Annotated in this window: 24 protein-coding genes; 7 read left to right on the forward strand and 17 right to left on the reverse strand. The window is 65.5% G+C overall.

Annotated features, from left to right (window positions below; translation table 11 throughout):
- Window positions 1-77 precede the first annotated feature (77 nt).
- Window positions 78-362 carry a hypothetical protein gene (locus BP26_RS29905; protein WP_157572744.1) on the reverse strand — a complete coding sequence of 95 codons (285 nt, stop codon included), beginning with the start codon at window positions 360-362 and terminating at the stop codon, window positions 78-80.
- On the opposite strand from BP26_RS29905, the gene BP26_RS0124055 reads away from it, so the two are divergent.
- Window positions 346-768 carry a DUF6294 family protein gene (locus BP26_RS0124055; protein ID WP_029923094.1) on the forward strand — a complete coding sequence of 141 codons (423 nt, stop codon included), beginning with the start codon at window positions 346-348 and terminating at the stop codon, window positions 766-768. The genes BP26_RS29905 and BP26_RS0124055 overlap by 17 nt on opposite strands.
- Window positions 769-1,078: 310 nt before the next feature.
- On the opposite strand, the gene BP26_RS0124060 is transcribed toward BP26_RS0124055, so the two are convergent.
- The gene (locus BP26_RS0124060) at window positions 1,079-2,218 is read right to left on the reverse strand and encodes an SLC13 family permease (RefSeq protein WP_051749399.1); all 1,140 of its coding nucleotides are present in this window, start codon (window positions 2,216-2,218) and stop codon (window positions 1,079-1,081) included.
- 226 nt (window positions 2,219-2,444) lie between these two features.
- On the opposite strand from BP26_RS0124060, the gene BP26_RS0124065 reads away from it, so the two are divergent.
- Window positions 2,445-2,891: a DUF2127 domain-containing protein gene (locus BP26_RS0124065; protein WP_029923096.1), complete on the forward strand. Its 447-nt coding sequence runs from the start codon at window positions 2,445-2,447 to the stop codon at window positions 2,889-2,891.
- Window positions 2,892-3,089: 198 nt separating this feature from the next.
- Here BP26_RS0124065 and BP26_RS0124070 read toward each other — a convergent pair whose 3' ends face one another.
- Both BP26_RS0124070 and BP26_RS0124075 read right to left on the reverse strand, forming a co-directional pair.
- A complete protein-coding gene (locus BP26_RS0124070) occupies window positions 3,090-6,410 on the reverse strand; it encodes a protease pro-enzyme activation domain-containing protein (protein ID WP_084183403.1) in 3,321 nt (1,106 codons plus the stop codon).
- 454 nt (window positions 6,411-6,864) lie between these two features.
- The gene (locus tag BP26_RS0124075) at window positions 6,865-8,070 is read right to left on the reverse strand and encodes an acyltransferase family protein (protein ID WP_051749404.1); all 1,206 of its coding nucleotides are present in this window, start codon (window positions 8,068-8,070) and stop codon (window positions 6,865-6,867) included.
- 206 nt (window positions 8,071-8,276) lie between these two features.
- Between BP26_RS0124075 and BP26_RS0124080 the strand changes: the two genes are divergently transcribed.
- Window positions 8,277-9,503, forward strand: coding sequence for an aminotransferase class V-fold PLP-dependent enzyme (locus tag BP26_RS0124080; protein ID WP_029923099.1), 1,227 nt, complete (start codon window positions 8,277-8,279; stop codon window positions 9,501-9,503).
- Between the two features lie 25 nt (window positions 9,504-9,528).
- On the opposite strand, the gene BP26_RS0124085 is transcribed toward BP26_RS0124080, so the two are convergent.
- The 6 genes from BP26_RS0124085 to BP26_RS0124110 form a co-directional block, all read right to left on the reverse strand.
- On the reverse strand, window positions 9,529-10,203 hold the full coding sequence (locus tag BP26_RS0124085) for a CPBP family intramembrane glutamic endopeptidase (protein ID WP_029923100.1): 675 nt from the start codon (window positions 10,201-10,203) through the stop codon (window positions 9,529-9,531).
- A 68-nt stretch (window positions 10,204-10,271) separates the two neighbouring features.
- Entirely contained in the window at window positions 10,272-11,051 is a 780-nt protein-coding gene (locus tag BP26_RS0124090) for a hypothetical protein (RefSeq protein WP_029923101.1), read from the reverse strand.
- A gap of 166 nt (window positions 11,052-11,217) precedes the next feature.
- On the reverse strand, window positions 11,218-11,901 hold the full coding sequence (locus BP26_RS0124095) for a thiol:disulfide interchange protein DsbA/DsbL (RefSeq protein ID WP_084183405.1): 684 nt from the start codon (window positions 11,899-11,901) through the stop codon (window positions 11,218-11,220).
- 142 nt (window positions 11,902-12,043) lie between these two features.
- A complete protein-coding gene (locus BP26_RS0124100) occupies window positions 12,044-13,441 on the reverse strand; it encodes a M20/M25/M40 family metallo-hydrolase (protein WP_051749406.1) in 1,398 nt (465 codons plus the stop codon).
- Window positions 13,442-13,606: 165 nt separating this feature from the next.
- Complete coding sequence (locus BP26_RS0124105) at window positions 13,607-13,906, reverse strand: hypothetical protein (RefSeq protein ID WP_157572745.1); 300 nt, start codon at window positions 13,904-13,906, stop codon at window positions 13,607-13,609.
- A 76-nt stretch (window positions 13,907-13,982) separates the two neighbouring features.
- Window positions 13,983-14,336: a hypothetical protein gene (locus BP26_RS0124110; RefSeq protein WP_029923105.1), complete on the reverse strand. Its 354-nt coding sequence runs from the start codon at window positions 14,334-14,336 to the stop codon at window positions 13,983-13,985.
- A gap of 295 nt (window positions 14,337-14,631) precedes the next feature.
- On the opposite strand from BP26_RS0124110, the gene BP26_RS0124115 reads away from it, so the two are divergent.
- Complete coding sequence (locus BP26_RS0124115) at window positions 14,632-15,153, forward strand: GNAT family N-acetyltransferase (RefSeq protein ID WP_029923106.1); 522 nt, start codon at window positions 14,632-14,634, stop codon at window positions 15,151-15,153.
- A 217-nt stretch (window positions 15,154-15,370) separates the two neighbouring features.
- Here the strand turns inward: BP26_RS0124115 and BP26_RS30455 are convergent, their stop codons facing one another.
- On the reverse strand, window positions 15,371-15,871 hold the full coding sequence (locus tag BP26_RS30455) for a hypothetical protein (protein ID WP_157572746.1): 501 nt from the start codon (window positions 15,869-15,871) through the stop codon (window positions 15,371-15,373).
- Here BP26_RS30455 and BP26_RS29915 point away from each other — a divergent pair.
- Complete coding sequence (locus BP26_RS29915; protein ID WP_029923108.1) at window positions 15,849-16,643, forward strand: CE1 family esterase; 795 nt, start codon at window positions 15,849-15,851, stop codon at window positions 16,641-16,643. The genes BP26_RS30455 and BP26_RS29915 overlap by 23 nt on opposite strands.
- 28 nt (window positions 16,644-16,671) lie before the next feature.
- Here BP26_RS29915 and BP26_RS0124130 read toward each other — a convergent pair whose 3' ends face one another.
- Window positions 16,672-17,064, reverse strand: coding sequence for a DUF3224 domain-containing protein (locus tag BP26_RS0124130; protein ID WP_029923109.1), 393 nt, complete (start codon window positions 17,062-17,064; stop codon window positions 16,672-16,674).
- 221 nt (window positions 17,065-17,285) lie between these two features.
- On the opposite strand from BP26_RS0124130, the gene BP26_RS0124135 reads away from it, so the two are divergent.
- Window positions 17,286-18,089 carry an AraC family transcriptional regulator gene (locus tag BP26_RS0124135; protein WP_029923110.1) on the forward strand — a complete coding sequence of 268 codons (804 nt, stop codon included), beginning with the start codon at window positions 17,286-17,288 and terminating at the stop codon, window positions 18,087-18,089.
- Between the two features lie 12 nt (window positions 18,090-18,101).
- Here BP26_RS0124135 and BP26_RS0124140 read toward each other — a convergent pair whose 3' ends face one another.
- The 3 genes from BP26_RS0124140 to BP26_RS0124150 form a co-directional block, all read right to left on the reverse strand.
- A complete protein-coding gene (locus tag BP26_RS0124140; RefSeq protein ID WP_084183407.1) occupies window positions 18,102-18,617 on the reverse strand; it encodes a deoxycytidylate deaminase in 516 nt (171 codons plus the stop codon).
- A gap of 711 nt (window positions 18,618-19,328) precedes the next feature.
- Window positions 19,329-20,225, reverse strand: coding sequence for a patatin-like phospholipase family protein (locus BP26_RS0124145; RefSeq protein WP_051749425.1), 897 nt, complete (start codon window positions 20,223-20,225; stop codon window positions 19,329-19,331).
- Window positions 20,226-20,473: 248 nt separating this feature from the next.
- The gene (locus BP26_RS0124150) at window positions 20,474-20,914 is read right to left on the reverse strand and encodes a DUF2834 domain-containing protein (protein ID WP_029923113.1); all 441 of its coding nucleotides are present in this window, start codon (window positions 20,912-20,914) and stop codon (window positions 20,474-20,476) included.
- A gap of 291 nt (window positions 20,915-21,205) precedes the next feature.
- Between BP26_RS0124150 and BP26_RS0124155 the strand changes: the two genes are divergently transcribed.
- Window positions 21,206-21,697, forward strand: coding sequence for a DUF2867 domain-containing protein (locus BP26_RS0124155; protein ID WP_029923114.1), 492 nt, complete (start codon window positions 21,206-21,208; stop codon window positions 21,695-21,697).
- Between the two features lie 107 nt (window positions 21,698-21,804).
- On the opposite strand, the gene BP26_RS0124160 is transcribed toward BP26_RS0124155, so the two are convergent.
- Window positions 21,805-22,521, reverse strand: a complete 717-nt coding sequence (locus BP26_RS0124160; protein WP_036517831.1) for a Bax inhibitor-1/YccA family protein — start codon at window positions 22,519-22,521, stop codon at window positions 21,805-21,807.
- A 158-nt stretch (window positions 22,522-22,679) separates the two neighbouring features.
- The gene (locus BP26_RS30970; protein ID WP_281172788.1) at window positions 22,680-22,802 is read right to left on the reverse strand and encodes a hypothetical protein; all 123 of its coding nucleotides are present in this window, start codon (window positions 22,800-22,802) and stop codon (window positions 22,680-22,682) included.
- Window positions 22,803-22,836: the final 34 nt, after the last annotated feature.

Raw genomic sequence — 22,836 nt, forward strand, 5'->3', positions numbered from 1 at the left:
GGAGGAACATACACCGCTTCCGGGCACTTGCCAACAGCGTCGTGGAACGCTCCTGCAGCCCGGTGCATATGAGCATTTCAGACTTGCAAAACACGCAGACCGCTTCTTTTCATGGATGAAAACATCCACGACACAATACCGCCAAAAATGCCGTCATCACCGATCCGCGGAAGGAACAATGCGGCATCGCCCAAGCCGGGGATTCGCAGCCATTTCTTGCATCCGCCAACATCCGAAATTCCAGCCAGCAGCCGAATTCCCGCACTGCACAAGGCTTTTCCGGCGGCACCAATCGAAAATCCCGCTGTCTCATATTGCGTCCAAGAAGGACAAGGAGACATGACAATGAAAGGATTCGGCATTTTCGCTGCGGTTGCCCTGTGCGCGCCTGTACTCGCGGTTCAGGCCCAGTCGTCCGTTCCCACGGACGATACGTCCAGCTCGGGCAAGACCTACACCTTCAACTTCAAGCAGACCAGCAAGGACGCCTGCGTGTTGCAAAGCGGCACCATCGTGTTCGATGGCGGCGGCAATGCGACGCTGAACCTGGCGACCATGACCACCGACAACAACGACATCTGGAAGTCGCGCGTGCGTCTGCGCAATGTCGCCGGCGTCTCCGTCTTCACCTCGCCCATCCTGAATTCCCCCAAGATGGAGAACAAGAACGGACATCCCCAGACCTACAACTGGGCCTACAATTTCCACGTAGACCCCACCCTGCTCCCTTCCGTCACCACGGCGGAAATGTTCGACATCGAATGTTGAGGTAGGACGTCACGGCCCGGCTGGCGTATGCGCCTGCCGGGCCGCTGTTCGAGATCGGGCGTCGCGAATGCCGCGGCGGTCCGGCGGCGAACGTTCCCTTGCCCGGGGACGAATCGACCAGGGGAGCCATCGTGGAAAGTATGGCCGTGGAAAATCCGGGATCCGCAGCCTCGGCGACAACGTAGAGCGCCGCTCCCGCACGACGCTCATTGCGCAGCATCGACTGGCTCAATTTCTTCCTGGCCGACAGTGCCGCGGGAAACGCGCTGGCGCAGGCATCCTGAGCGCAACGGCAACTTTCGCCGCTGCCTCAATGCAGGAACAGCAGGCCCGCCGCCACGGTCGTCGCCAGCAGGAACGGGATGGCGATGCGATGGAATTCGCCGAACGCCCCAGGCGCCCGCGCCAGGCGCAGCGCGATGATGTTCGCCAGGGAGCCGACGAAGAAGCCGAAACCGCCGACGCTGACCCCGGCGGCGAGCGCGGGCAGATCGTGCACGTGGCGCTCCAGCAGGATGGCGGCAGGTACGTTGCTGATCACCTGCGAGGTGACGATGCCGGCCAGGTAGGTGCCGAGGCCCTGGCCGATCGGTAGGGCTTGCACCACGGCCGTGATCGCGGGGAGATCGGCCAGCTGGCGCAGGTCGACGAACATCAGGCCGATGATGAACAGCAGCGTCCAGTCGGTCCGCGCCAGCACCCGGCGATTGCACAGCAGGTAGATGGCCGCAACCACCAGCAGCGCCGCCAGCAACTGGTGAAAAGCCAGCGCGGCCAGGAAAGCCAGCAGCAGAACGCCCGAGATGGCGAACCAGGGCAGCGACAGCGCGCCGGCGTCCGCGGGCGGCTTCAGTTCGATGGTCTTGCGCGGCACCAGCCAACACACGGTACCGCCGAGCAGCACCAGCATGATCGCCACCACCGGCGTCATCATCGCCACGAAGGCGGCGAAGCCCATGCCGGAGCTTTGCCAGAGGAACAGGTTCTGCGGATTGCCGATCGGCGTCAGGGCCGAGCCGGCATTGACCGCCAGCGCTTCCAGCACCACCAGCCGCGCCAGCGGCAGCCGGGCCTGCGCCGCCAGGCTGCAGGTCAGCGGCACCAGCAGGAACAGGCTCACGTCATTGGTGACCAGCGCCGACAGGCCGGCGGAGAACGTCACCAGCAGCAGCGCCAGCCGGCGCATGTCCCGTACCTGCGACAGCAGGCGGCTGGCGGTGCGCTGCAGGATGCCGCTGAGCTCGATACCCTTGGTCAGGATCAACAGGCCACACAGCGCGCCCACGGTGCGCCAGTCCACCAGTGCCGGATAGGCGGAGAGCGGCAACGGGCGGGCCAGCGCGAACAGCAGCGCAACCGCGCCCAGCACCCACAGCAGCCAGTTGTCGGCATTCGGGGCGAGCTGCGCACCGGGACCACGCCGCGCCGGAGTTGTTTCTTGTTGTTTCATCTAGCCGTACGGGCCCTGGTTCCTGCATTCGACCGCGTTTTTGTCTTAAGTTTCCCCGCCGCCGCCGAGGCTTTGAAACCGCACTGCAGCATACCGGCCCTGCGATGATGCCTTACGCAAGTCCCGGACGAGCATGCTACCGTGCAGCCCCATGAATTCCACTTCGCATCCGGTTCCCGTGTCAGAAATCCACCCGAACGACCCATCATCAAGGAAAGGCGCCTTGATGCTGAAAGCCATCGCCGTGCTGAAGCTGCTCGAAGCCCTGGTGCTGTGCGCCACCGGCATCGCCGCCCTGGAATTGCTGCGTCCCGACATCATCAAGGGGCTGGAAGACTGGGCCGCGCAGCTGCCTTTGGCCTCCCAGCAAATCCTGGCGCAGCATCTGCTGGATTCGCTGACCGGCTTCGGGCCGCACCGCATCAAGGCGGTGGGCATCGGCGTGTTCGCCTATGCCGCGCTGTTCCTGGTGGAAGGCATCGGCCTGATGCGCCGCAAGCGCTGGGCCGAGTGGATCACGGTGCTGACCACCGCCCTGCTGGTGCCGGCCGAGGTCTGGGAACTGACCCGCCACGTCGGGCCGGCCAAGCTCGCGGCGCTGGTCATCAACCTGCTGGTGGTGTGGTACCTGGTGCACCGCATCCGCAGCACGCCGCATCCGGCAACCGAGTAGTACCGAGGGATACAGGTCTGCCCCGCCGCCAGCAGGCGGATCGCCTGCATCATCGTCAACGGCGGCATCTTCACCATCATCCGCTACCTGGCCGAGATGGCGGCGAATTACGTCGAAGTGGAGTTGGCGAAGCGCCCGCCGCGGATCGCATCCGAAGGCTGGCGGCGCGATAGCGCCGCCAGCCTGCAACGGACTTGCCTAGCCCTGACGTCGCCTGCGGCGAAGCACTGCCACACCGAGCGGCAACAGCGTGAACAGCCCGAAGGCACCGCCACCGCCCCCGCCGCCGGAACCGCCGCTGGAAGAACTGCTGCCCGATACGCCACTCGACGAGCTGCCGGGAGCGGTGCCACCCGAAGACGAACCGCTGCCTGACGAACTGCTGGACGTGGTGCTCCCCGAGGAACTGCTGCTGGAAGTTCCGCCGCTGGACGACGACGCGCCGCCCGACGAACCGCCGCCCGAACTGCTGCTGGACGAACTGCTGCTGGAGGAAGCGCTGCCCGAAGAGGTGCTCGAAGAACCGCTGCTGGATGAACCGCTGCCGGACGAAGAACTCCCCGAAGACGAGCTGCCTGAAGAACTGCCACTGCCGCTCGAGGACGCGCTGCCGGAAGACGAACCGCTGGAAGAGCCGCCGGAAGAACTGCTCCCCGAGGAACTACCGCCGGATGAGCTGGCGCCCGACGAGCTGCCGCTACCGGAGGAACTGCTGCCGGAGCCGCCCGAGCTGGAACTGCTGCCCGAACCGGTGCCGCAGCTATCGTTGCCGATCAGCGTGTAGCCGAAGCGTGTGCCGGCGGCATCGACCGTCTCGCCCACCGCGATCTGCGTGCCGGCACCGGCGATGCTGGGCGGCAGGTCGATGAGGATGGCGGTGGTGCTCAGGATGCCCTGCAAGGTCTCGCCGGTGCTCAGCTTGAGCACGGACTTGTCCAGCACCAGGGTGATGGTGCCGTCGGCGTTGAAGCCACTGGCGGCATCGAGCGACCCAATGTCCTGGTACAGGGTGAGCAGGCCGAGGGCGCTGATCTTGACGCCGCCGAGGCTGCCGCGCTTGCCGTAACGGAAAGTCGGCGTCAGCGAATCGGTGCTCATCGAGACGTAATAGGCCGTAGTGTCGCCCGGCAGGGTGAAGAACACCGCCCAGCGCGTCAGCGGCGTCACCGTGGCCAGCGTATCCACCTTGAGCGTGAACACCAGCTTGCCCGGCATGTTCGTCGGCTCGGCCACACTGGCCGTGAGCAAATCCTGGCCCGGCAAGGGATCGGGCACCACCGGCAGCAGACTGCCGACGATCGGCACCGGCAGCGGGATGCTGGAGCTGCCGGCCGGCGAAGTAACCAGGGTCTTGCCTGGCACCGTGCAGGCCGTGGGCACGCCCGCCACCGTCACCGTCTGCGTCACCGGGGCGCTGACGGCGCCATGCGCGTTGCGCACCGTCAGGCTGGCGGTGTAAACACCGGGCGAGGCGTAGGTGTGCGGCGCGAACACCGGCACCAGCTGCTGCAACGGCAAGGTATCGTCGCCGAAATCGAGGGTGTAGTACTCGATGGTGTCGCCGGCGGGATCGCTGGAGCTGCTGGCGTCGAAGCCGACGTTCAGCGGCGCCGGGCCGCTGCTGGCGCCCGACTTGAGCCGCGCCACCGGCGGCCTGGGCGCGACGCAGTTCCCGGAGGCGGCCGGCAGGGCGGCGTTGACCGCGGCCAGGTCGATACTGCCGAAGCCGGTGGTGTAGTCCCAGCCGGTGGTGGCGATGTAGTCGCCATTGGTGCCGGTGGTGACGTCATGGAAGCCGGTGGCGGTGGAGAACAGGCCGCCGGCCGTATCCAGCTTGTAGTACGCCGGCGCGGCGAAGCCCAGGGCGTTGCAGTGCGCGCTTTGCAGGCGCGCCCAGGCGCCGACCGCCAGCGGCGAGGACAGGCTGGTGCCGACCACGGCGTAGTGGGTGCCGCCGACGATGGTGTCCGCCGAGGCGGCGATGGCGACCTCAGGCAGGTAGATACCCGCATCCATCGAAATGTCCGGCACACCGCGACCGACGCCAGTGCCGCCGAGCAGCTTGCCGAACAGGCCGAGACCGGGGATGTTGGTCAGTCCGTAGGACGGCACGATGCCTTTCTGCCAGATCGGCGCCGCTTCCAGCACGCTGATGCCGCCGCCGCCGGACAGCCAGGCGGTTTCGGAGCTGTAGTTGAACTTGGCGTCGGTGACCAGGGAGGTGCCGCCGACCGCCACCACGTAGGGCGAGGAGTCGGGATAGTTGGCCAGCAGCGGGATGCCCGCCAGCGGCGCACCCAGCAAGTTGATCGGCGAGCAGACGCCGCCGTCGTCGCCGGTGGAGGCGTGCCAGCTCAGGCCCTCGACCGCGGCCTGCTCGAAGGCCTGATCGGAGGAGGCGATGTCCGGCAGCAGCAGGCCGGTGGGCGCCAGCAACTCGCAGGTGCCGTAGGACATGTTGCCGGCGATGGCGTCGCCGCTGGTGGCGAAGTCGTTGTACTGGCTGATCAGGTCCGTGGTGCTTTCGGAGGCGTAGATGATGAGCTTCTTGACGTTGTGGGCGATGGCGGTCGAGGACTGCGTGTCCAGATCCCATTCGTCGTCGCCGGCGCCGGTCGGCGTCGGCACACTGAACGGCGCCGTTTCACGCACCTCGACCGGGACATAGGGCAGGCCGTATTGCCGCTCCATCTGGCGCAGGTCATCGACCACGCTGACGTTCTCGCTGCCGTAGGTGGAGATGGCGATGGTGGACTGCGAGCCGTCCGGCGAGGTGCCGGCGTCATAGGCGACGTCCCAGGCGGTGGGCGGGAATGCCGTGATGACCTGCCCGGCCGCTGCCGCCGCCGCGCTCGCCCCCTTCAACATGCCCAGGGCGCGCGAGGCATTGGGGGTCAGCGGCGTCAGCACGGCGCGCGCTTCCTGTTGCTCCAGGCTGGTCTTGAATTCGGCCATGTTGTTCGGGCCCAGCACCGCCAGCACGATGCCGCCGAGGCTGTCCGGCACCTGCAGGTCCTTGACGTTGGCGCGCACGATGCGGCCATTGCGCGGCACCAGCACCAGCTGCGTATTGAAGGCTTTCTGCACCACCGCCGCGGTGCCGGTGGCGCTGACCAGCAGGCGATTGCCGGCCAGCCGGACGTTGCTGAAGCCTGCGCTGCGCAAGTAGTCGACGACTTTCTGCGCCTGCGCCTCGCTCGGCGAGAACGCCGCCGCGAACTGCGCCGGCGTCAGGTATTGACCATATTGCGGATTGCCGGGGGTGTAGAGGTTTTTCAGCAGCGCATCCAGCGCGTCCTTGTTCTGGATCTTCAGGCTGAGGTGGACGTTCATGGTGGTGGCGGCCGGCACCGGCGCCATGCCGGCAGAGGCATCGGGCGTCACCGCCTTGGACAGCGTCGCCTCCCAGGCCGCGAGCGAAGGCAACGGTGCGGCGAGCAGCGCCAACAGCATTCCACCGGCGAGCAACGAACGGCGCCGCCCGTCAAACAGCTTCTGCAACAACGATTTCCCCGACATGTGCCGAATCCCCCTGCCCTTTTGATAGACAACGCAGCCGGCACGCTTCGCCAGATATCGCGATGTGCACGGCTTCCCCCAACCGTTCAGCGGCGCTCCCTAGTGTCTTTCAGGTGTTACGCCACTGCTGTCCCGTCTTGTACGCCGCGATCCCCATCGCCTCGCGGACCGGCCTGTTCGACAACGCAAGCAAAGTGCCAAGCCGGACATCAGCCCGCTGGCCTGTCCTGAATGATTGAAATTGTGGCGAGCCGGCCGCGCAATTGTGCCGAGCTGCCGCGCGGGCATCGGCCCTGGCCGCAACGCGGCTGTCTATTGCAGTGTTTCCCCGAGACGGCGTCGGCATCGACATGCCCCCATGTTCCGAACTACAACCGGTGCCGTTTATGGTTTTTAGTCGCGGCACGCCGTTCCAATCTATCGGGACACGCCGGCGGAAACAAACAACGGGGGTTCAGGCCTGTTGTCCGGCATCCGCGGGGCCCGCCGGATGCGGCGCGCCGGCAGCCCGCCGTCGCAAGATCCGGTCGCGCAGCCGCAGCGCGGGCTTTTCCACCGCCAGATGCAATGCCCACCCGCCGAGCAAGGCAGTCAGCAAGGCACTCAGGAACACCTCGTTGCTGTCCGCCGGAAAGCCGTAGCGGGCAAGCAGGACCTGGGTCAGGTGGATCAGCGGCTTGTGGATCAGATACAGGGAATAGGAAATAGCCGCGATGAAGGCCGTGACGCGGGAATCGAAGCGGCTGAGCACGCCGGATGGGCTCAGGGCCGCCAACACCAGGACGCCGTAGCCGAGATCCACCAGCGGATAGCCGAACACGGTGGCATTGAAGGTGATGAGATCCGCACAGAGGAACCAGGCCCCGGTGAGCATGGCCAGAGCCAGCAGCAGCAAGGCATTGCCGTGCCGCGTCAGGCGCGACCACAGGCTGGGCTGGAAGTGGTACAGGGCCGCCAGGCAAACGCCCGTCACCAGGCCGTCCATGCGGTTGTAGCTGGGGTAATAGATCCACTTGTAGTAGGTGATGCCCAGGCCGTTGCGGCTGCCGGACTGGAGGATCGGCTCGATGAACAGCTCCCAGCCGTAGAAGCGCAGGAACAGGCCCAGGCCGAACAGCACCGGCACCAGCCACAGGGCCCAGCGGCGCGGTTTCAGCACCGCCAGGGCCAGCACCACCAGCGGCATCAGCAGGTAGAACTGCTCTTCGACGCAGAGCGACCAGGCATGGGAAAAGGCGCTTCTGGTGCGCAGGTCGAGGCCGAAGTTCTGGGTGAAGGTAAGGAAGCGCCACAGCGGCGGCAGCTCGCCGCGCTCCTTGAATGCCGGGATGCTGAAGTACAACAGCAGCACCGCCAGGTAGGCGGGCACGATGCGCAGCAGGCGCTTGAAGTAGAACTCGCCCAGCGCCAGCGGCCTGCCGCCGGCCACACGGCCCAGCAACTGGCCGCCGATGAGGTAGCCGCTGAGCACGAAGAACAGGTCGACCCCGGTCCAGCCGAAGCTGCCGACGGTCTCGACCCATTGGGGATGCCCGAACAGGCCGAAGTGGAAGATCAGCACCAGCAGGATCGCCAGCGCGCGCAGATGATCCAGGCCGGCCAGGCGCTTTTCCGGCTGCGGGCTTGGCACGGTAGCGAATACTTGATCGGGGGTGTGCATCGGGTTCCGGGCCGGCGTGGAATTGGCAAGGCGGTGCGGCCCCTGCGGCAAGCGATCAGCTTAGAGCGCGATTGTGCAAACGGCGTGCAGCCGCCGTGCAAGATTCAACGCGGTCTAAGCCTGAGCTGCGGGTTTTGCCACGGGAGGATTGCGCTCTGATCAACACCGGACGATGCTAGCGGCATCATCCCGGAACTGAACCGCCCTTGACCACGCTCGATCTTGCCTTTGCGCGCTCCCAGTTTCCCGCCTTCGCCGAACCCTCCCTGGCGGGACAGGCATTCTTCGAGAATGCCGGCGGCTCCTATGCCTGCCGCCAGGTCATCGACCGGCTCGGCGAGTATTACCGCCGGCTCAAGGTGCAGCCCTACTATGCCTACCCCGCTTCGCAGGAAGCCGGCGAGTGGATGGATGCGTCCCATGTGCGCCTGGCCGAGTACCTGAATGTCGGCGTCGACGAAGTCCACTTCGGGCCTTCGACCTCGCAGAACAGCTACGTCCTGGCGCAGGCCCTGCGCAAGCTGCTGAAGCCGGGCGACGAGGTCATCGTCACCAACCAGGACCACGAAGCCAACAACGGCGTATGGCGCCGCCTCGCCACCGACGGCGCGGTACTGCGGCAATGGGCGGTCGATCCGGACAGCGGCATGCTGGATCCGGGCGCGCTGGACGGACTGATCAACGAGCGCACCCGCGTGCTGGCCTTTTCCCAGTGCTCGAACATCGTCGCCCACATCAACCCGGTGGCCGCGATCACGGCCAAGGCCCGCGCCGCCGGGGTGATCACCATGGTGGACAGCGTGGCCTACGCGCCGCATGGCCTGCCCGACGTGACGGCGCTCGGCGCCGACATCCTGCTGTTCTCCCTCTACAAGACCTTCGGCCCCCACCAGGGCGCGATGGTGGTGCGGCAAGCGCTGCTCGAGCGGCTCGGCAACGAGGCGCATTATTTCAACGGCGCCTATACCCGCAAGCGCCTGGTGCCCGCCGGCCCCGACCACGCGCAGATCGCCGCCGCGCGCGGCGTGGCCGAATATTTCGATGCGCTGGACGCCCACCACGGCGGCGGCACTGCGGCAGGCCGGCCGCAGCGCGTGCGGCAACTGCTGCGCGAAGCGGAGTTACCGCTGTTGGCCCGCGTGCTGGATTACCTGTCCAAGCGCAAGGACGTACGCCTGCTGGGACCGGCCGATGCCTCAGTGCGCGCCGCGACCATCTCCTTTGTGCCATTGAAGAAAACGCCCGCCGACCTGGTGCCGGCGCTGGCCCGCCACGGCATCATGGCCGCCGCCGGCCACTTCTACGCGGTGCGCCTGCTCGAAGCCCTGGGCGTCGATCCGGCGCGCGGCGCGCTGCGGCTGTCGTTCCTGCACTACACCTCGGCACAGGACATCGATCAACTGATTGCAGCACTCGATAAAGTGCTCGGCTAACCACTCAGTTCGGACCGCCCTCGCTTTATCCGATTCCGGGCCTGCAACCATCATCCGCACAGCGGCGCGCCCAGACCAAAAAAACCAGCAGGACCAGGGCTTCGGCCCACAGACCGTCAGCGCGCGGCAGCGGCTGGGGAATGAGCGGCGAAACCGCATAGACCACGTCAATCATCGTGTGCAGTGTCGCCGCCAGAAGCAGCGATCCGCTCATGCGGTACATCACCCCGAAGATGCAGCCGAACAGGAACAATTCAAAGAAGCGCGGCCAGCTGTAGGACCAGCCGCCATAGCCGTAGTGATAGAGCGCAAAAACAACGCTGGCCAAGAGAATCGCAACCGCCTTGCCCAGCCTCTCCTCCAGCAGATTCTGCACGATGGTACGGTACACGATCTCTTCGCGCAGGCCGACCACCGGGCTGGTCAGGACGAAAACCGTGCGTGCAACGGGATCTGTCCAGTCATCGTTGCCGAACAGCAGCGGCACCGATAGCAGCATCACCACTCCGACCAGGAATGATGGCTTGCCCAACGTTTCCAGCCGCGCGGCTCGGCTCCGGATCAAGGGCCGGTACAGCTTCCAGTAGAGCGGCAAGGTCAGGAGTCGCGCCACTGAGATGTACAACTCCACGCTGATACCGGAAAAGTACCTCGGCATGAGCAGACGCGTCACCAGGGCATAGCTCAGCTCGATCGTCACTACTGGAAGCAGGAGACCCAGCGTGCCACGCCAATCCGATGCGCCCTTCCAGGCAGGGTCGTGTCGCATCACAGCGGCCAGGGCTCGGGCACCCGCCCCGACAGCGCTTCGATCAACTGCTGGCGGTAGCCGGCGTCGTCCCATTCCTTCACCGCCTGCGCGGCGATGGCGTTGGCTTCGTCCTTGCGGTGGTTCTGCACCAGCAGGGCGATCAGCAGTCCGGTCTTGTTGGCAAGGGTCTTCTGCGCGAACGCCTTCATCTCATCCGGACGGTCGGCGGTGGCGGCGAGCTGCGTCACCGTGCGGTATTGATCGAGGATGGCTTGCAGGGCCTTCTGCGGCTGCAGGTATTTGCCGCACAGCGCATAGTCCTTGGCCCGCACCAGCGAAGGCTGGGCGATGTCGTAGACCTGGCTGGCCACTTCGTTGCGGTTGGCGTCGAGCCAGACAAATAGCCCCCGCGTCGCCGCGTCGTCCTTCAGCGCCCGGTCGATGGCGACGACTTCATTGAAATAGCCTCGCGCACCGTCTCCCTGGCGCACATGATCGGCCGCCGCGTCGCGCTCGGCCCGCAGCTTCTCCAGCGCCGGAGGGTAAGCCTGTCCCAGCGAAGCCCAGGCGTTGAGGGCATAGGACAGGCGCACGCCGTACAGGCCCTGGGCGTAGTCCAGGGCGTGCTCGTGGAACCAGACCTGTTTCGCCAGCGCGTCCGCATAGTGCTTCGCCGCGGCATCGGCTTGCGCCTGGCCGAGGATCACCATGGGATCGGGTTGCGGCGGCGGGACCCAGACCGCGGCGCAAAGCACCGGGGCGACGGCCAGCAGCATGAGGGCCAGCAGGACTCTCATGCCGGAATGCCTTGCCGAAGTCCTGGCGGCCGGTTCCGGGGCGATTTGGCGGGTATGGACACCAGCCAAGGATAGATCACCTCACCCGGCCCCGCCGACCGCGCCCGCTGGCGCGGATCACTGCAGGGACGGCGCACGCTGCCCGCGTGCGCGTCCTCGCACCGGCTTACTTGCCGGCCTTTTCCTTGGCTATCAAATATTGCACCAGCTCGATCGTCTGCGCTGCGCCGCCGGCCGAAGTCGGGGTCACGCGATACTTGCCGTTGACGATCAGGGTCGGCGTGCTGTCGACCTGGTAGCTGAGCATCTCGGCATCGGAGCGCTTGATCTGCGCCTCGACGGTGAACGACTTGGCCACCGCCAGGAAGTCCTCGGGCTTGACGCCATAAGCGACATAGAACTTGGCCACGTCCTCGATGGTCGGCTGCTCCGACTTGGGCAACAGATGGCCGGTGGTCTTGTCGGTGATGGCGAGGGTGCCCTTGCCCCATACCGCGTCGTACATCGCGTCATGGCTCTTTTCAGCCACGTCCAGGCTCTGCGCCGCGAGGAAGGCGCGCTGGAACACCGGCCAGTCCTCGGAAGTATTGAAGGCGGCGGGCAGGTAGGCCATCTTGGCCTCGGGCGGCAAGGCGGCCTTGAGCTTGTCCAGCGTCGGCTGGAAGCCGTTGCACGCCGGGCAGGCATAGGAAAACACGTCGAGCACCTCGATCTTGCCCGGGGTCGACACCGGCTGCGCCGGCTCGACGCGGAAGTAGTTCTTCCCTTCCACCCACTTGCCGCCCCCCTGCGCGACGGCGGCACCGCCGAACGCGAGCAGGGCCAGAACAACGACGAAACGCTTCAGCATTGCAATCTCCACAGGCAATGAATTCGACGGGACTGGTGTCCCGGCCACTTTTCCGACCACCCTCGCCCCGCGCCGGTATAGGGCGCCGCGAGGCATCGCGCCGATCTTACCGGGCGGCGCGGACTCATGGACTGCACCCGGCCTATTTCGTTCCGGTCATCGCCTTGAGAAAGCGATAATAAAACTCCACGCCCTCGTCGAAGGAACTGAGCAGCAGGCGCTCGTCCTTGCCGTGGGCGCGCACATCGTTGCGGTCGATGGCGGTGCCGGAAAAGCCGTAGCTCGGCATGCCCGCGGCCATGGTGTAGATGCTGTCCGAGGCGCCGGTTTCCATCTCCGGCACGATCGGCACGCCCGGCCAGAGAGCGCCGGAAACCTGCTTCAGCGCGGCCATCAGGTCGGCGCGCGGCGGCGGCGGCGCCATCGCCTTGGACGAAGGGGCCGTGTCCTGCGGCTGGTTGGTGGCGGAGTCGATCCACGCCACCGTCACCTTGGTGTCGGCGAAGACGCGGATCAGGTCCTGCCGCACTTCCTCCGGCGAATGGCCGGGCAGGATGCGGCAGTTGACGTTGGCGGTGGCGCGCTGCGGCAGGGCGTTGTTGGCGTGGCCGGCTTCCAGTCGGGTCGCCACGCAGGTGGTGCGCAGGGTCGAGTTGTAGCGCGCATCCTGCGACAGGCGGGCGACGGCGGCGGGATTGGCCGGGGTGTGCAGCACGGCCTTGATGTCCTTGGCGCGCTGGCCGGTTTCGATGCCGCCCATGTACTCCAGCCAGGCCCGCGTCACCGGGTTCAGCTCGAACGGGAACGGCTTCTTCTCCAGCCGGCCCAGGGCATCGGCCAGGTGGTAGATGGCGTTGTCCGGCTTGGGCAGCGAGCTGTGGCCGCCGGGATTGGTGACGGTGAGCTGGAAGTCGGAATAGAGCTTCTCGGTGGCTTCCAGGTTGAAGGTCACGGCCTTGCCGGCATCTGCATCGACGCCGCCCGAATCCGGATTGATGGCGAACTCGGCATCGACCAGGTCGCGGTGGTTCTTCAGCAGCCAGTCGACACCGTTGTTGGTGCCGCCTTCCTCGTCGGCGGTCAGCGCCAGGATGATGTCGCGGTCCGGGACGTAGCCTTCCTTCTTCAGGCGGATCAGCGAGGCCACGGCGATGGCGTCGCCGTCCTTCATGTCCTGGGTGCCGCGGCCGTAGACGTAGCCGTCCTTCTCGGTGAAGACGTAGGGGTCGGTGGTCCAGTCCTCGCGCCTGGCCTCGACCACGTCGAGATGGCCGATGATCAGCATCGGCTTGTGCGCGCCGCTGCCGTGCAGGCGCGCCACCAGGTTGCCGCGCTTGGGATTGGGGCCCACCAGCACCTGCACATCGCCGGCGGCGAAACCGCCGTCGAGCAGGCGCTGCGCCATGGCCTGCGCCGCCGCGGTGGTGCTGCCCACGGACAGCGAGGTATTGATCTCGATCAGCTGCTTGAAGATGTCCCGCGCCAGGGGGTCCGGCGCGATCTCCGCCACCGCCTGGGAGCTCAGCGCCAGCGCGCCCATACAAGCAAAAACAGCCGTCCCGCCGATCCGGCGCCGGCCTTTCAAGTGCCTGCTTTTCAAGTGATGTTCCCGGTTATTGGTTGAGCCCTGGGCTCGATGCCGCACTATAGCGAAATCGCCGGCCGGTCCGCTTGATCGGGAACGGGGTACAGCCCCTGCGGCCGGCTAGGTCGCCCCGGCGTGCAACCAGTGCTGCAATTTCACCAGCAGCTGATACACCGCCGCCACCAGGCCCGCGTAGGCCCCGACAAAACCCAGCATGCGCCAGTCGAGGGTGTACTCGATCCGGCCAAGCCCGAGCAGCCAACCCCAGCGTCCGGCGCTGTTGTCGAGCCAAGCGTCGTGTTTGAAGGTGTCAAAATCCTCAAAAAAATATCGCGCGATGGCCGGAAGCGCGGGCAGGCAGACCACCGCCGCCACGATCAGCGTTCTTGGGTATCCGATAAAATCGGGAATCAGGGTCACTGGAAAACTTCGGGCACGGAATCTGGCGACACGATAAGGTCGGCTGACCACGGCATCAAGCTGAACCGATGCTCAGTCAGGCACCCGCGATCGGCTTGGCGAGGTCGCGCGAGCGGATCAGTTTCTTGTTCTTGACGCTGTACTCGCCGGCCACGATGACGTCGCGCCAGTCGATGCGCAGCTGGGCGATCTGCTGCTGCAGCCGCTTCAGCTCGCCGCCGGAAGACAGGGCGGCGCAACGCAGGAAGCGCGGGCTGGCCGGCTCGCCGGTGTGGGTCACAGCCTGCTTGAGGCAGGCCAGGGCGGCGGCACTGTCCCCGGCGCTGAAATGAGTGGCGACCCAACGCACCAGGTCCTCCGGCAACGGTGTTTCCACGATGTCCTCCGCGAAGCCGCCGAAGATGCGGCGCACCAGGTGCCTGGGCCGCATCAGGGCTTTCCCTGCAACCGCGACGGAACCGCCGCTCCCGCTGCCATCGGCGCTGAGAGGTGAGGGAATTTTTCTGGACACGCTCCGCTCCCGTGATTCGGTTCTGGCCGAGGCAGCGGCAGTGTAGTGCGCGACGATCGGCGCCACTGTGACCGATTTCCCAGGATGGGCGGATTCGGAATTTTTCCCGGCCGGGCGGCGGACCCGGACGATGCGCTACGCTGTTGCCATCCGCCCCCGCCGCAGCGGCTCGAAAGCCTGCGGCAGGACCCTATCGATTGAAAAAGGCCTTGCCGTGAAAGTCCTCGAAACAGAGCGCCTGGTGCTGCGCTGGCTCACCGCTGAAGATGCACCGTTCATCCTGGAACTGCTCAACGATCCTTCATGGCTGCGCTTTATCGGCGATAAAGGCGTGAGAAACCTGGACGATGCGCACACTTATATCCGCATCGGACCACGCGACATGTACCGCCGCCTCGGCCACGGCCTGTACCTGGCCGAGTTGAAGGATGGCGGCATCCCCATCGGCCTCTGCGGCCTGATCAAGCGCGATACGCTGGACGATGTGGATATCGGCTTCGCCTTCCTGCCGCAGTATCGCAGCCAGGGCTATGCCCATGAAGCGGCGGCGGCCACGCTGGCCTATGCCCGCAACACCCTGGGCATGAAACGCATCGTGGCGATCACTTCACCGGACAACCAGGCCTCGGGCCGGCTGCTGGAGAAAATCGGCCTGCGCTTCGAAGGGCTGGTGCGGCTGGCCGGCGGCTCCGGCGACGTACGACTGTTCGGCAGCGGGGATGATGCCGGGAACTGAGCGCTGAGGGCCATATCGCGTGAACGCCCCATATGAGGGGCACAAATTGGCCGCAGCCCCTTTCCGGGCAATGGTAAAAATGCACCGGGGTCATGCACCCGCCATCATCCTGCGGGACAATCGCGACACGGGCCGCCCCGGGGTGGTGTGGCGGCGGCCCGTCAACTGAAAAACCAAATGACGGTACAGATTCCGCGCGCACTGCGGGACGATTCACCTATCGGGGGTAAGCAGCAATGCGGTTGAAGATTTTCCTGGCGGCCATCGGCGCCGCTTCCGCGTTGATGCTCAGCGCCTGCGGCGGCTCCAACGACCAGGGCGGATCGCTCGCTTCGAGTTCATCGGGCGGCTCGTCGTCAAGCGGCTCTTCCAGTTCTTCGAATTCCTCGTCGGGGGCTGCGTCGTCCGGCGGTTCTTCGTCCGGCTCGCATTCCAGTTCGTCCAGTTCTTCGAGTTCGTCTTCTTCGAGCTCGTCGAGTTCGTCTTCCTCCAGCTCCTCGTCGGGTTCATCGAGCAGTTCTTCTTCCAGCAGCTCTTCTTCCGGCTCGGCCAGTTCCTCGAGCTCGTCTTCGAGTTCTTCGTCGGGCTCGTCGAGCAGTTCCTCGGGCAGCAGCTCTTCGGGTGGCCCCTTGCGCATCTTTTCTGGCGACGCGCCGCCATCGATCCTGAATCTGCCGGCCGGTTCGCGGGGCTTCGTGCGCACCGTCGACGGGCGCATGGTGCTTTACGTCATTCCCGCCGATGCGCCCAAGGCACCGGCGACGCAAGTGCCGCTGATGATCGTGCTCGATTACCTGGGTGGCAATCCTACCTTCATGGCCAATTTCCTCAAGGCCGGGGAACACGCCACGGGAGTCGACAGCCTGACTGGGAACAGCACGGTGATGGCTTTTCCGGCTCACCAGGGTTCGAGTTGGAACAACGGCTTGCCGGGGAATGGCGATACGGGAACCGACATCACCTTTCTCGCCCACGTCATCGATGACGCAACCCGCAACATGCCGGTGGATCCCGCCAAGGTCTCCATGACGGGTTATTCCGAGGGCGGCTTCATGGCCGACCTGTTCGGTTGCACCCGGCCGGACCTGCTGACGGGCTTCGGCATGGTCGCCGCGGCACAGCTGAAGACCACGCCGTGCGAAACGCATACGCCGCTGAAGATGATGATTTTTGCCGGCACCAAGGACAGCCAGGTGCCTTACAACGGCCTGGGCTCTCTGCAGTCCGCGCCAGTTACCCTGGCGCAATGGGAAACCATAGACGCATGCAATGGCGCGGAGACCGCGACCACCTTGACCAACCGCGTCAACGACGGCACCAGCGTGGTTCTGCACCGCAAACCGGGCTGCCCCGCCCTGCTCTACCAGATCGTCAACGGCGGCCACAACTGGCCTGGCGCGGAAGTGACTCTCTCCACCATACTGCTGGGCATCACCTCGCAGAATATCGACGCCACGCAGGCGCAGTGGGATTTTTTCTCGGCACCGTGATGCGCCGTACGTCCGGCGCCGGAGACGCTCAAGGCGCCGCTGCGAGGGTGTAGTCGAAGTCGTAGAAATGTTTGCCGTCGGCAATGCGGATGGTCATGGTGCCGGCAAGTCCCTGTAACTGGCCGGTGCCGGAATCCGGCACCACGGCGATGCTCTGCTGCGGCGTGCCGCGGTTCAGGCTGGCGTAGTGTTGCAGGACGAAGCTGCCGCTGCGGCCGCCCAGCGTGCCGGTGAAGCGTTCGACGGCGACATAGGCGGCCGAGCCTTTGACCTCGGTGCCCGCGGTCAGCATCTGGCCTTTCGATACGCCTTCGAGATCGCCGCGGAACTGCTTGTCGATCGACATGCGTCCGAGCGTAGGCTCGTCCATCTCCAGAGGGCTCAGCTTCACCTCGAACGCACCGCTTGCACGATTGGCCACAACCCTCTCCTTCTTGCTTGTTTCAGACGCGGTACCGGGCGCCCCGGCGGCAAGCGACAGGCCGGGCAACAGGCAGAGCGCCGCCAAGGTGCCTGCACCGACGATGCGCACGCGCATTTCCCGCCCATCGCCTTTGTGCATACTGTACCTGCCGCGGATTCACTGGAACCGGGGCGCCAATGGTAGACGGGGAAGCGCGGCCTGCATTGAACAAACGCGACATGATCAGACCCAAAGACGAGCCGCCGCGCGGCATCCTCAATATGCCCGCCTCACAGCCGGTCAGCGGGCATGCGCGGTATCACCCCTCGGAGGACCTGGCGCCCTTCGTCGAGCACTACTGGACGGTGGCATGGGACCTGGACGCGCCACGCACCGTGGAAACCCTGCCACATCCTTCGGTGCACATCGTGCTGGAGGCCGGCAAGGGTGAAGTCCACGGGGTGAGCAGGCGCCGTTTCACCCGTGTCCTTGAAGGCAAGGGCCGTGTCTTCGGCATCAAGTTCCGGCCCGGTGGATTCAGGCCGTTCGTGATGCGGCCGGTGGCGGACTTCACCGATCGGGGCTTTCCCTTGCAGGAGATTTTCGGCGAGGCAGCAGCAGGACTGGCGTTACGGGCGCTGGCTCCGGAAGAGCATGCGGAGACCGTGGCCATACTCGAGGCCTACCTGCGCCAGTGCAAGCCACAAACCGATCATTCGGTCGCACTTGTCAGCGGCATCGCCGAACGGATTGCCGCCGACCGCGCCATCAACCGCGTGGAACAGTTGGTCGGCGAATTCGGCGTCGGCCTGCGCACGCTGCAGCGGCTGTTCGGCGAATACATCGGCGTCAGTCCCAAGTGGGTGATCCAGCGTTACCGCCTGCACGAGGCGGCGGCGCGGCTTGCCGCCGGCGGCGATATCGACTGGGCGGATATCGCGCTGGAACTGGGTTATGCCGACCAGGCGCACTTCATCCGCGATTTCAGGAAGCTGGTGGGACGCTCGCCGGCCGACTACGTCAAGGCCCTGGGCAACGCCTGAATTCGCCGGCTGTTACTGGTCCGGCGTCGGAGTCAATTTCGCGTTGGCCCAGTCCGCTTCCGGATCGTGCATCGTGACCTGGTGCACCCCGCCGCGCAGGGACCTCTGCAGCAGCTCGTACTGGTCCTGCAGCGCGCCGATGGGATGGTGCCAGTTGTGCAGGTAATGAATGGAGGTAACGCGGGCCTGGAGCATGGCCTTGGTGCAGTCGAAGCAAGGGCGCAGGGTGGAATAGACGATGGCGTCCTCCACCGCGTTGCCGAAGCGCGCCGCCGTGATCAGGGCGTTCTGCTCGGCGTGGACGCAGATGCAGACATCGTAGCCGACGCTGGCCTGGTAGGTAGCGCGGTCGCGGCAGCGCACGCAGCCGCCGTCGGTGCAGTTGACCATGCCTTCCGGCGTGCCGTTATAGCCGGTGGAAATGATCCGATTCTCGCGCACGATCACCGCCCCGACCTTGCGCCCGAGGCAGTTCGCCTTCTTGCGCACCGCCATGGCGATGTTCATGTAGTACTCGTCCCTGCTCATCGCCCTGTTGTCCACTGCGCGCTGCTCCGTACGGGTCCGCCATTGCGGCCATGATATAGCGCCGGGTGGCGTTGGCGAAGCGAGCCGACCGGGGCACCTGCCGGGAGGGCCGGATTGGCATGCGTGCCATGCGTGCCATGCGTGCCAAGGTTTGTTGTTGGCACGCATGCGGCCAACGAATAACGAATGGAGCGTTTTTGGGGTGTCCAGGAGGTATCAGGACGTCCGAAGAAGGTTTTTAGAGACGGGTTTTCGGATTTGGTTGCCCGCATTCGTGCATCGAGGTCGGCAGGACTGGATCCCCGCCTTCGCGGGGATGACGAAGAAGGTTGAGGACCGCACAAGAGCGACATTCCGGCTTTTGATGTTGCTTTGCCTCGTGCGCAAGCGCGTACACCACAGTTTCAAAGTGAGAAGAAAGGCCGTGTTCCGCCTGCGGCGGAAGGGCGGCCCCGACACGGTGTCCGAGCGTAGCGAGGTGGGTGCGGGAGGGGGCGTCCGCCTGCGTTGGCGACATTATCCCGGGGCCGCTGCGCCTGCTCCCGCACCCACGCTTCGCGGCACCGTGTCGCAGGCGCAATGCGCTTCGCTTATTCCGCCCTTGTTGCCAGTTCGGCGACCAAGGTGAGTTCATCAGATACCCAGATTCATCGAAGCCTGGATTCCGGCTTTTGCCGGAATGACGATGAGTTTTCTTGGATGAATGAACCTCTAAATCCCCATCACGATGCCCCGCTCCGCCAACTTCTCCTTGATCTGCGGCAACGCCGCCTGCGCCGCACGCTCGCCGGCCAGGATGGCATGCATGCGATCGTCGAAGTCTGTGGAGCCGATGGCGCCGAGGTCCGGGGTGATGACGACGTCGGCCTGGGCCGCTTCGTTCTCGCGCAGGCCCTTGCCCATGATGTCGATGGCCCGATGCATCACCGCCAGCCGGCTGTCCGCATCGCCCTGCGGCGGAGTGGAGACATCCACCGCGACGACGATGTCGGCGCCCATGGCGCGGGCTTCGCGGATCGGCACCGGGCTGCGCAGGCCGCCGTCGACGTAGTCCTCGCCGCGGATCTTCATCGGCTCGAACACGCCGGGCACGGCGGAGGACGCGCGGACCACTTCGCCGACATCGCCATGGTCGAGGACCACAGCCTCGCCGGTGCGCAGTTTCACCGCCACGCAGGCGAAGCGGCGCTTGAGCTTCTCCATCGGCGCCTGCTTCACGGCCTGATCGACAAAGGCCAGCAAGGCATCGCCCTTGATCACGCCGCGGCCGAACATGGTCCAGTCGGTAACCACGGCGCGATCCAGGTCGAACGACATCTGCTGCAGGTCGAAGCCGCTGTAACCGGCCGAATAGAGGGCGCCGGCGACGCAGCCGGCACTGGTGCCGACCACCATGTCCGGCACGATGCCGTGGCTTTCCAGCACCTTGATCACGCCGACATGGGCGAAGCCGCGCGCGGCGCCGCCGCCGAGGGCCAGGGCGATCTTCGGCAGCGGCGCCGGAGCGGGTGCGGCGGTAACCAGGGCGGAATCCTGGGCCGGCGGCGTGGTGCCGCAGGCCGCCAGCAGGCAGCAGGTCAGGAAGGCGGCGATGGCGGCTTTGGTCACGGTGATTCCCTTGGGCTCGTTCTGAAAACGGGTGCAGGCGCGCATTATGCCGAACGGCTTTGCCGGCGAAGTGGCCGATTTGTGCAAAAGTCGTGACGGCGGCACGGAAGGCGGGGTGGCGGGCGCAGCCCGCGAACCTGCGCGGATGGGTAAACCGGTTTTTGATACGCAGGACGGCGGCGATCCTTGCGGCTATCCAAGGCCGGAAAAAAATTACAAGACGCCCGGGAGCGCATGGGTTCCGCCTGTTACCTGGCGGCGCTCCAGCGCAGTTGCCGCTCCTTCAGCGCCAGGTACAGGGCCATGGCGAAGGCGAAGCTGGTCAGGGCGCTCATCGGGAACCAGATCCAGTTCCACTTCATGCCGCTGCGGCGGCCGTCGGCGAAAGTCCATAGTGGAAACAGCACGACGTTGGCGAAGAGCAGGTCCTGGCCGCCGGAGGCCGAGGCGGGATTGACGAACAGCAATTTGGTCCAGTTGGACCAAGTGGCCTCGGCGCCGTAGGTGCGCATGTACTGGAAGTTGAAATACCAGCCCACCAGCAGGGCCGCCAGCGCGGTGAGGTAGTAGACCGCTTCCAGCACAGCGACACCGCCGCCCTTAGCCGTGAACAGGTGGCGGTTGGGATAGATGGTCAGCACGATCGACAGCAGGCCGATGCAGACGTAGAAGATTTCGTTGGATGACATGGCGTTCCTCCCCTGGTTTGAACGCCATGCCAGCTTATAGCTCGCCACCCCAACGCATTTCACCCGTTCGGCCTAGCTGTCTGCTACGAAATACGGTGACAAGGGCTGCTTCGACCCCGGAATTTCGGCGCTCCTGCAGAGGCCGTCGCCGGGCAATACTGCGCGTGTTGCCCGCGCATGCCCAACGAGCATAGGCTAGGCGCAAACATCACCCGCTCAGGAGGGCCCGATGCTCCTGGCAAGGCACCCTGCCGCTCCGCGCAACATTTCCGAAGCCCGCGAGAATCCGCGATGAAGGCGATCGCCACGCGCCCCGAGCCTCGTCTGCATGGTTTGCTGCCCGCGCCTTCTTTCGCCGATGCCTACCAGGTGACGTTGAATACCCCGGGCCTCGATGCGCGCCAGGTCTCGCAGCGCATGCTGGAGCGGCAGCCCGGGTGGGTCGATGCGCTGATGGGTTTACGCAACCGCATCGTGGGTCTGTTCGGCCTGAAACCCGGGATACGCGAGCCGGCCGGGGACGGGCCCGCCAGAATCGGGATTTTCCCGGTGCTGGCCGAGTCGCCGCAGGAGATGCTGATGGGGCTGGACGACCGGCACCTGGATTTCCGCGTCGCCGTATCGGTGCAGCCAGCGGCGGCCGGGACACAGCGGGTTACCCTGACCACGGTGGTTCATACCCATAACCTGCTGGGCCGCGTCTACCTCGCCGCGATCCTGCCGTTTCACCGGGTGATTGTGCGCAGCATGCTCGACCGTGCCGTGAAGTCTTTACCTCGGTAACCCTGAGGCTTCAGGACCCGACAGGCAAAAAAAGGGCGGGACAGCTTGCACCGTCCCGCCCCTCTTGTTACGACTGCCGCGAAGCGAACCGCTCCACGGGCCCTGCTTTAGTTGCGGCGGCCGCCGAACAGGCGCAGCAGCATCAGGAACAGGTTGATGAAATCCAGGTACAGCGTCAGGGCGCCCATCACGACCATCTTGCCCAGGGTGTCGCCGGAACCGGCGGCGCCGTAGTACATGGCCTTGATCTTCTGCGTGTCGTAGGCGGTGAGGCCGACGAACACCAGCACGCCGATCACCGAGACGGCGAACTGCACGGCGCTGGACTTGAGGAAGATGTTGACCAGGCTGGCGATGATCACGCCCCACAGGCCCATGATCAGGAACGAGCCCATGCGCGTCAGGTCGGTCTTGGTGGTGTAGCCGTAGAGGCTCATGCCGCCGAAGGTGGCCGCGGTGACGAAGAATACGCGCGCGATGCTCTCATGCGCGTAGACCGCGAAGATGCCGGCCAGCGACAGGCCCATGACGGCGGCGAAGACCCAGTAGGTCACCTGGGCCGTGACCAGGCTCATCTTCTGGATGCGGAAGCTGAGGAACATCACCATGCCCAGCGGCGCCAGCATCACCACCCACATCAGCGGGGTGCGCGCGATGCTCGCATAAAGCCCGGAGTCGAAGGCGAAGTACGCCACCAGGCCGGTCAGGGCCAGGGCGATGGTCATGTAGCTGTAGATCGAACGGAAGTACTCGCGCAAGCCGGTATCGGTCTGCGTCTGGACTACCGCGGGATTGTTTCGCATCGAGTTCAGGTCGATGGGCATGTGGTTTCTCTGTGGTGATGACGGGGAGCGTTTGGGAAGCATACGCCAAGAAACATCATGGGGCCGCAGAAATCCGTTTCAAGTGACGGTTTTACAAGAAGAAATTCCGCCAGCCACAAACCGTGGCAGAGCATTCGACAGCGCCGGGGCGGCGCAGTTCAGGATTGGTGCGGCGGCCGCCCCGCGGGCCCTTCCCGGCGGATGTCGCGCCGGACGAGCCAGGCCATCAGGATTACCGGTGCCGCCAGCGCCGCGCGCAGCAGCAGCCAGCCCGGATCCATGTGCCGGTCATTCACTCCCATCAACTACCCGAAC

It is taken from the genome of Nevskia soli DSM 19509 (assembly GCF_000711955.1).
Taxonomy (GTDB): domain Bacteria; phylum Pseudomonadota; class Gammaproteobacteria; order Nevskiales; family Nevskiaceae; genus Nevskia; species Nevskia soli.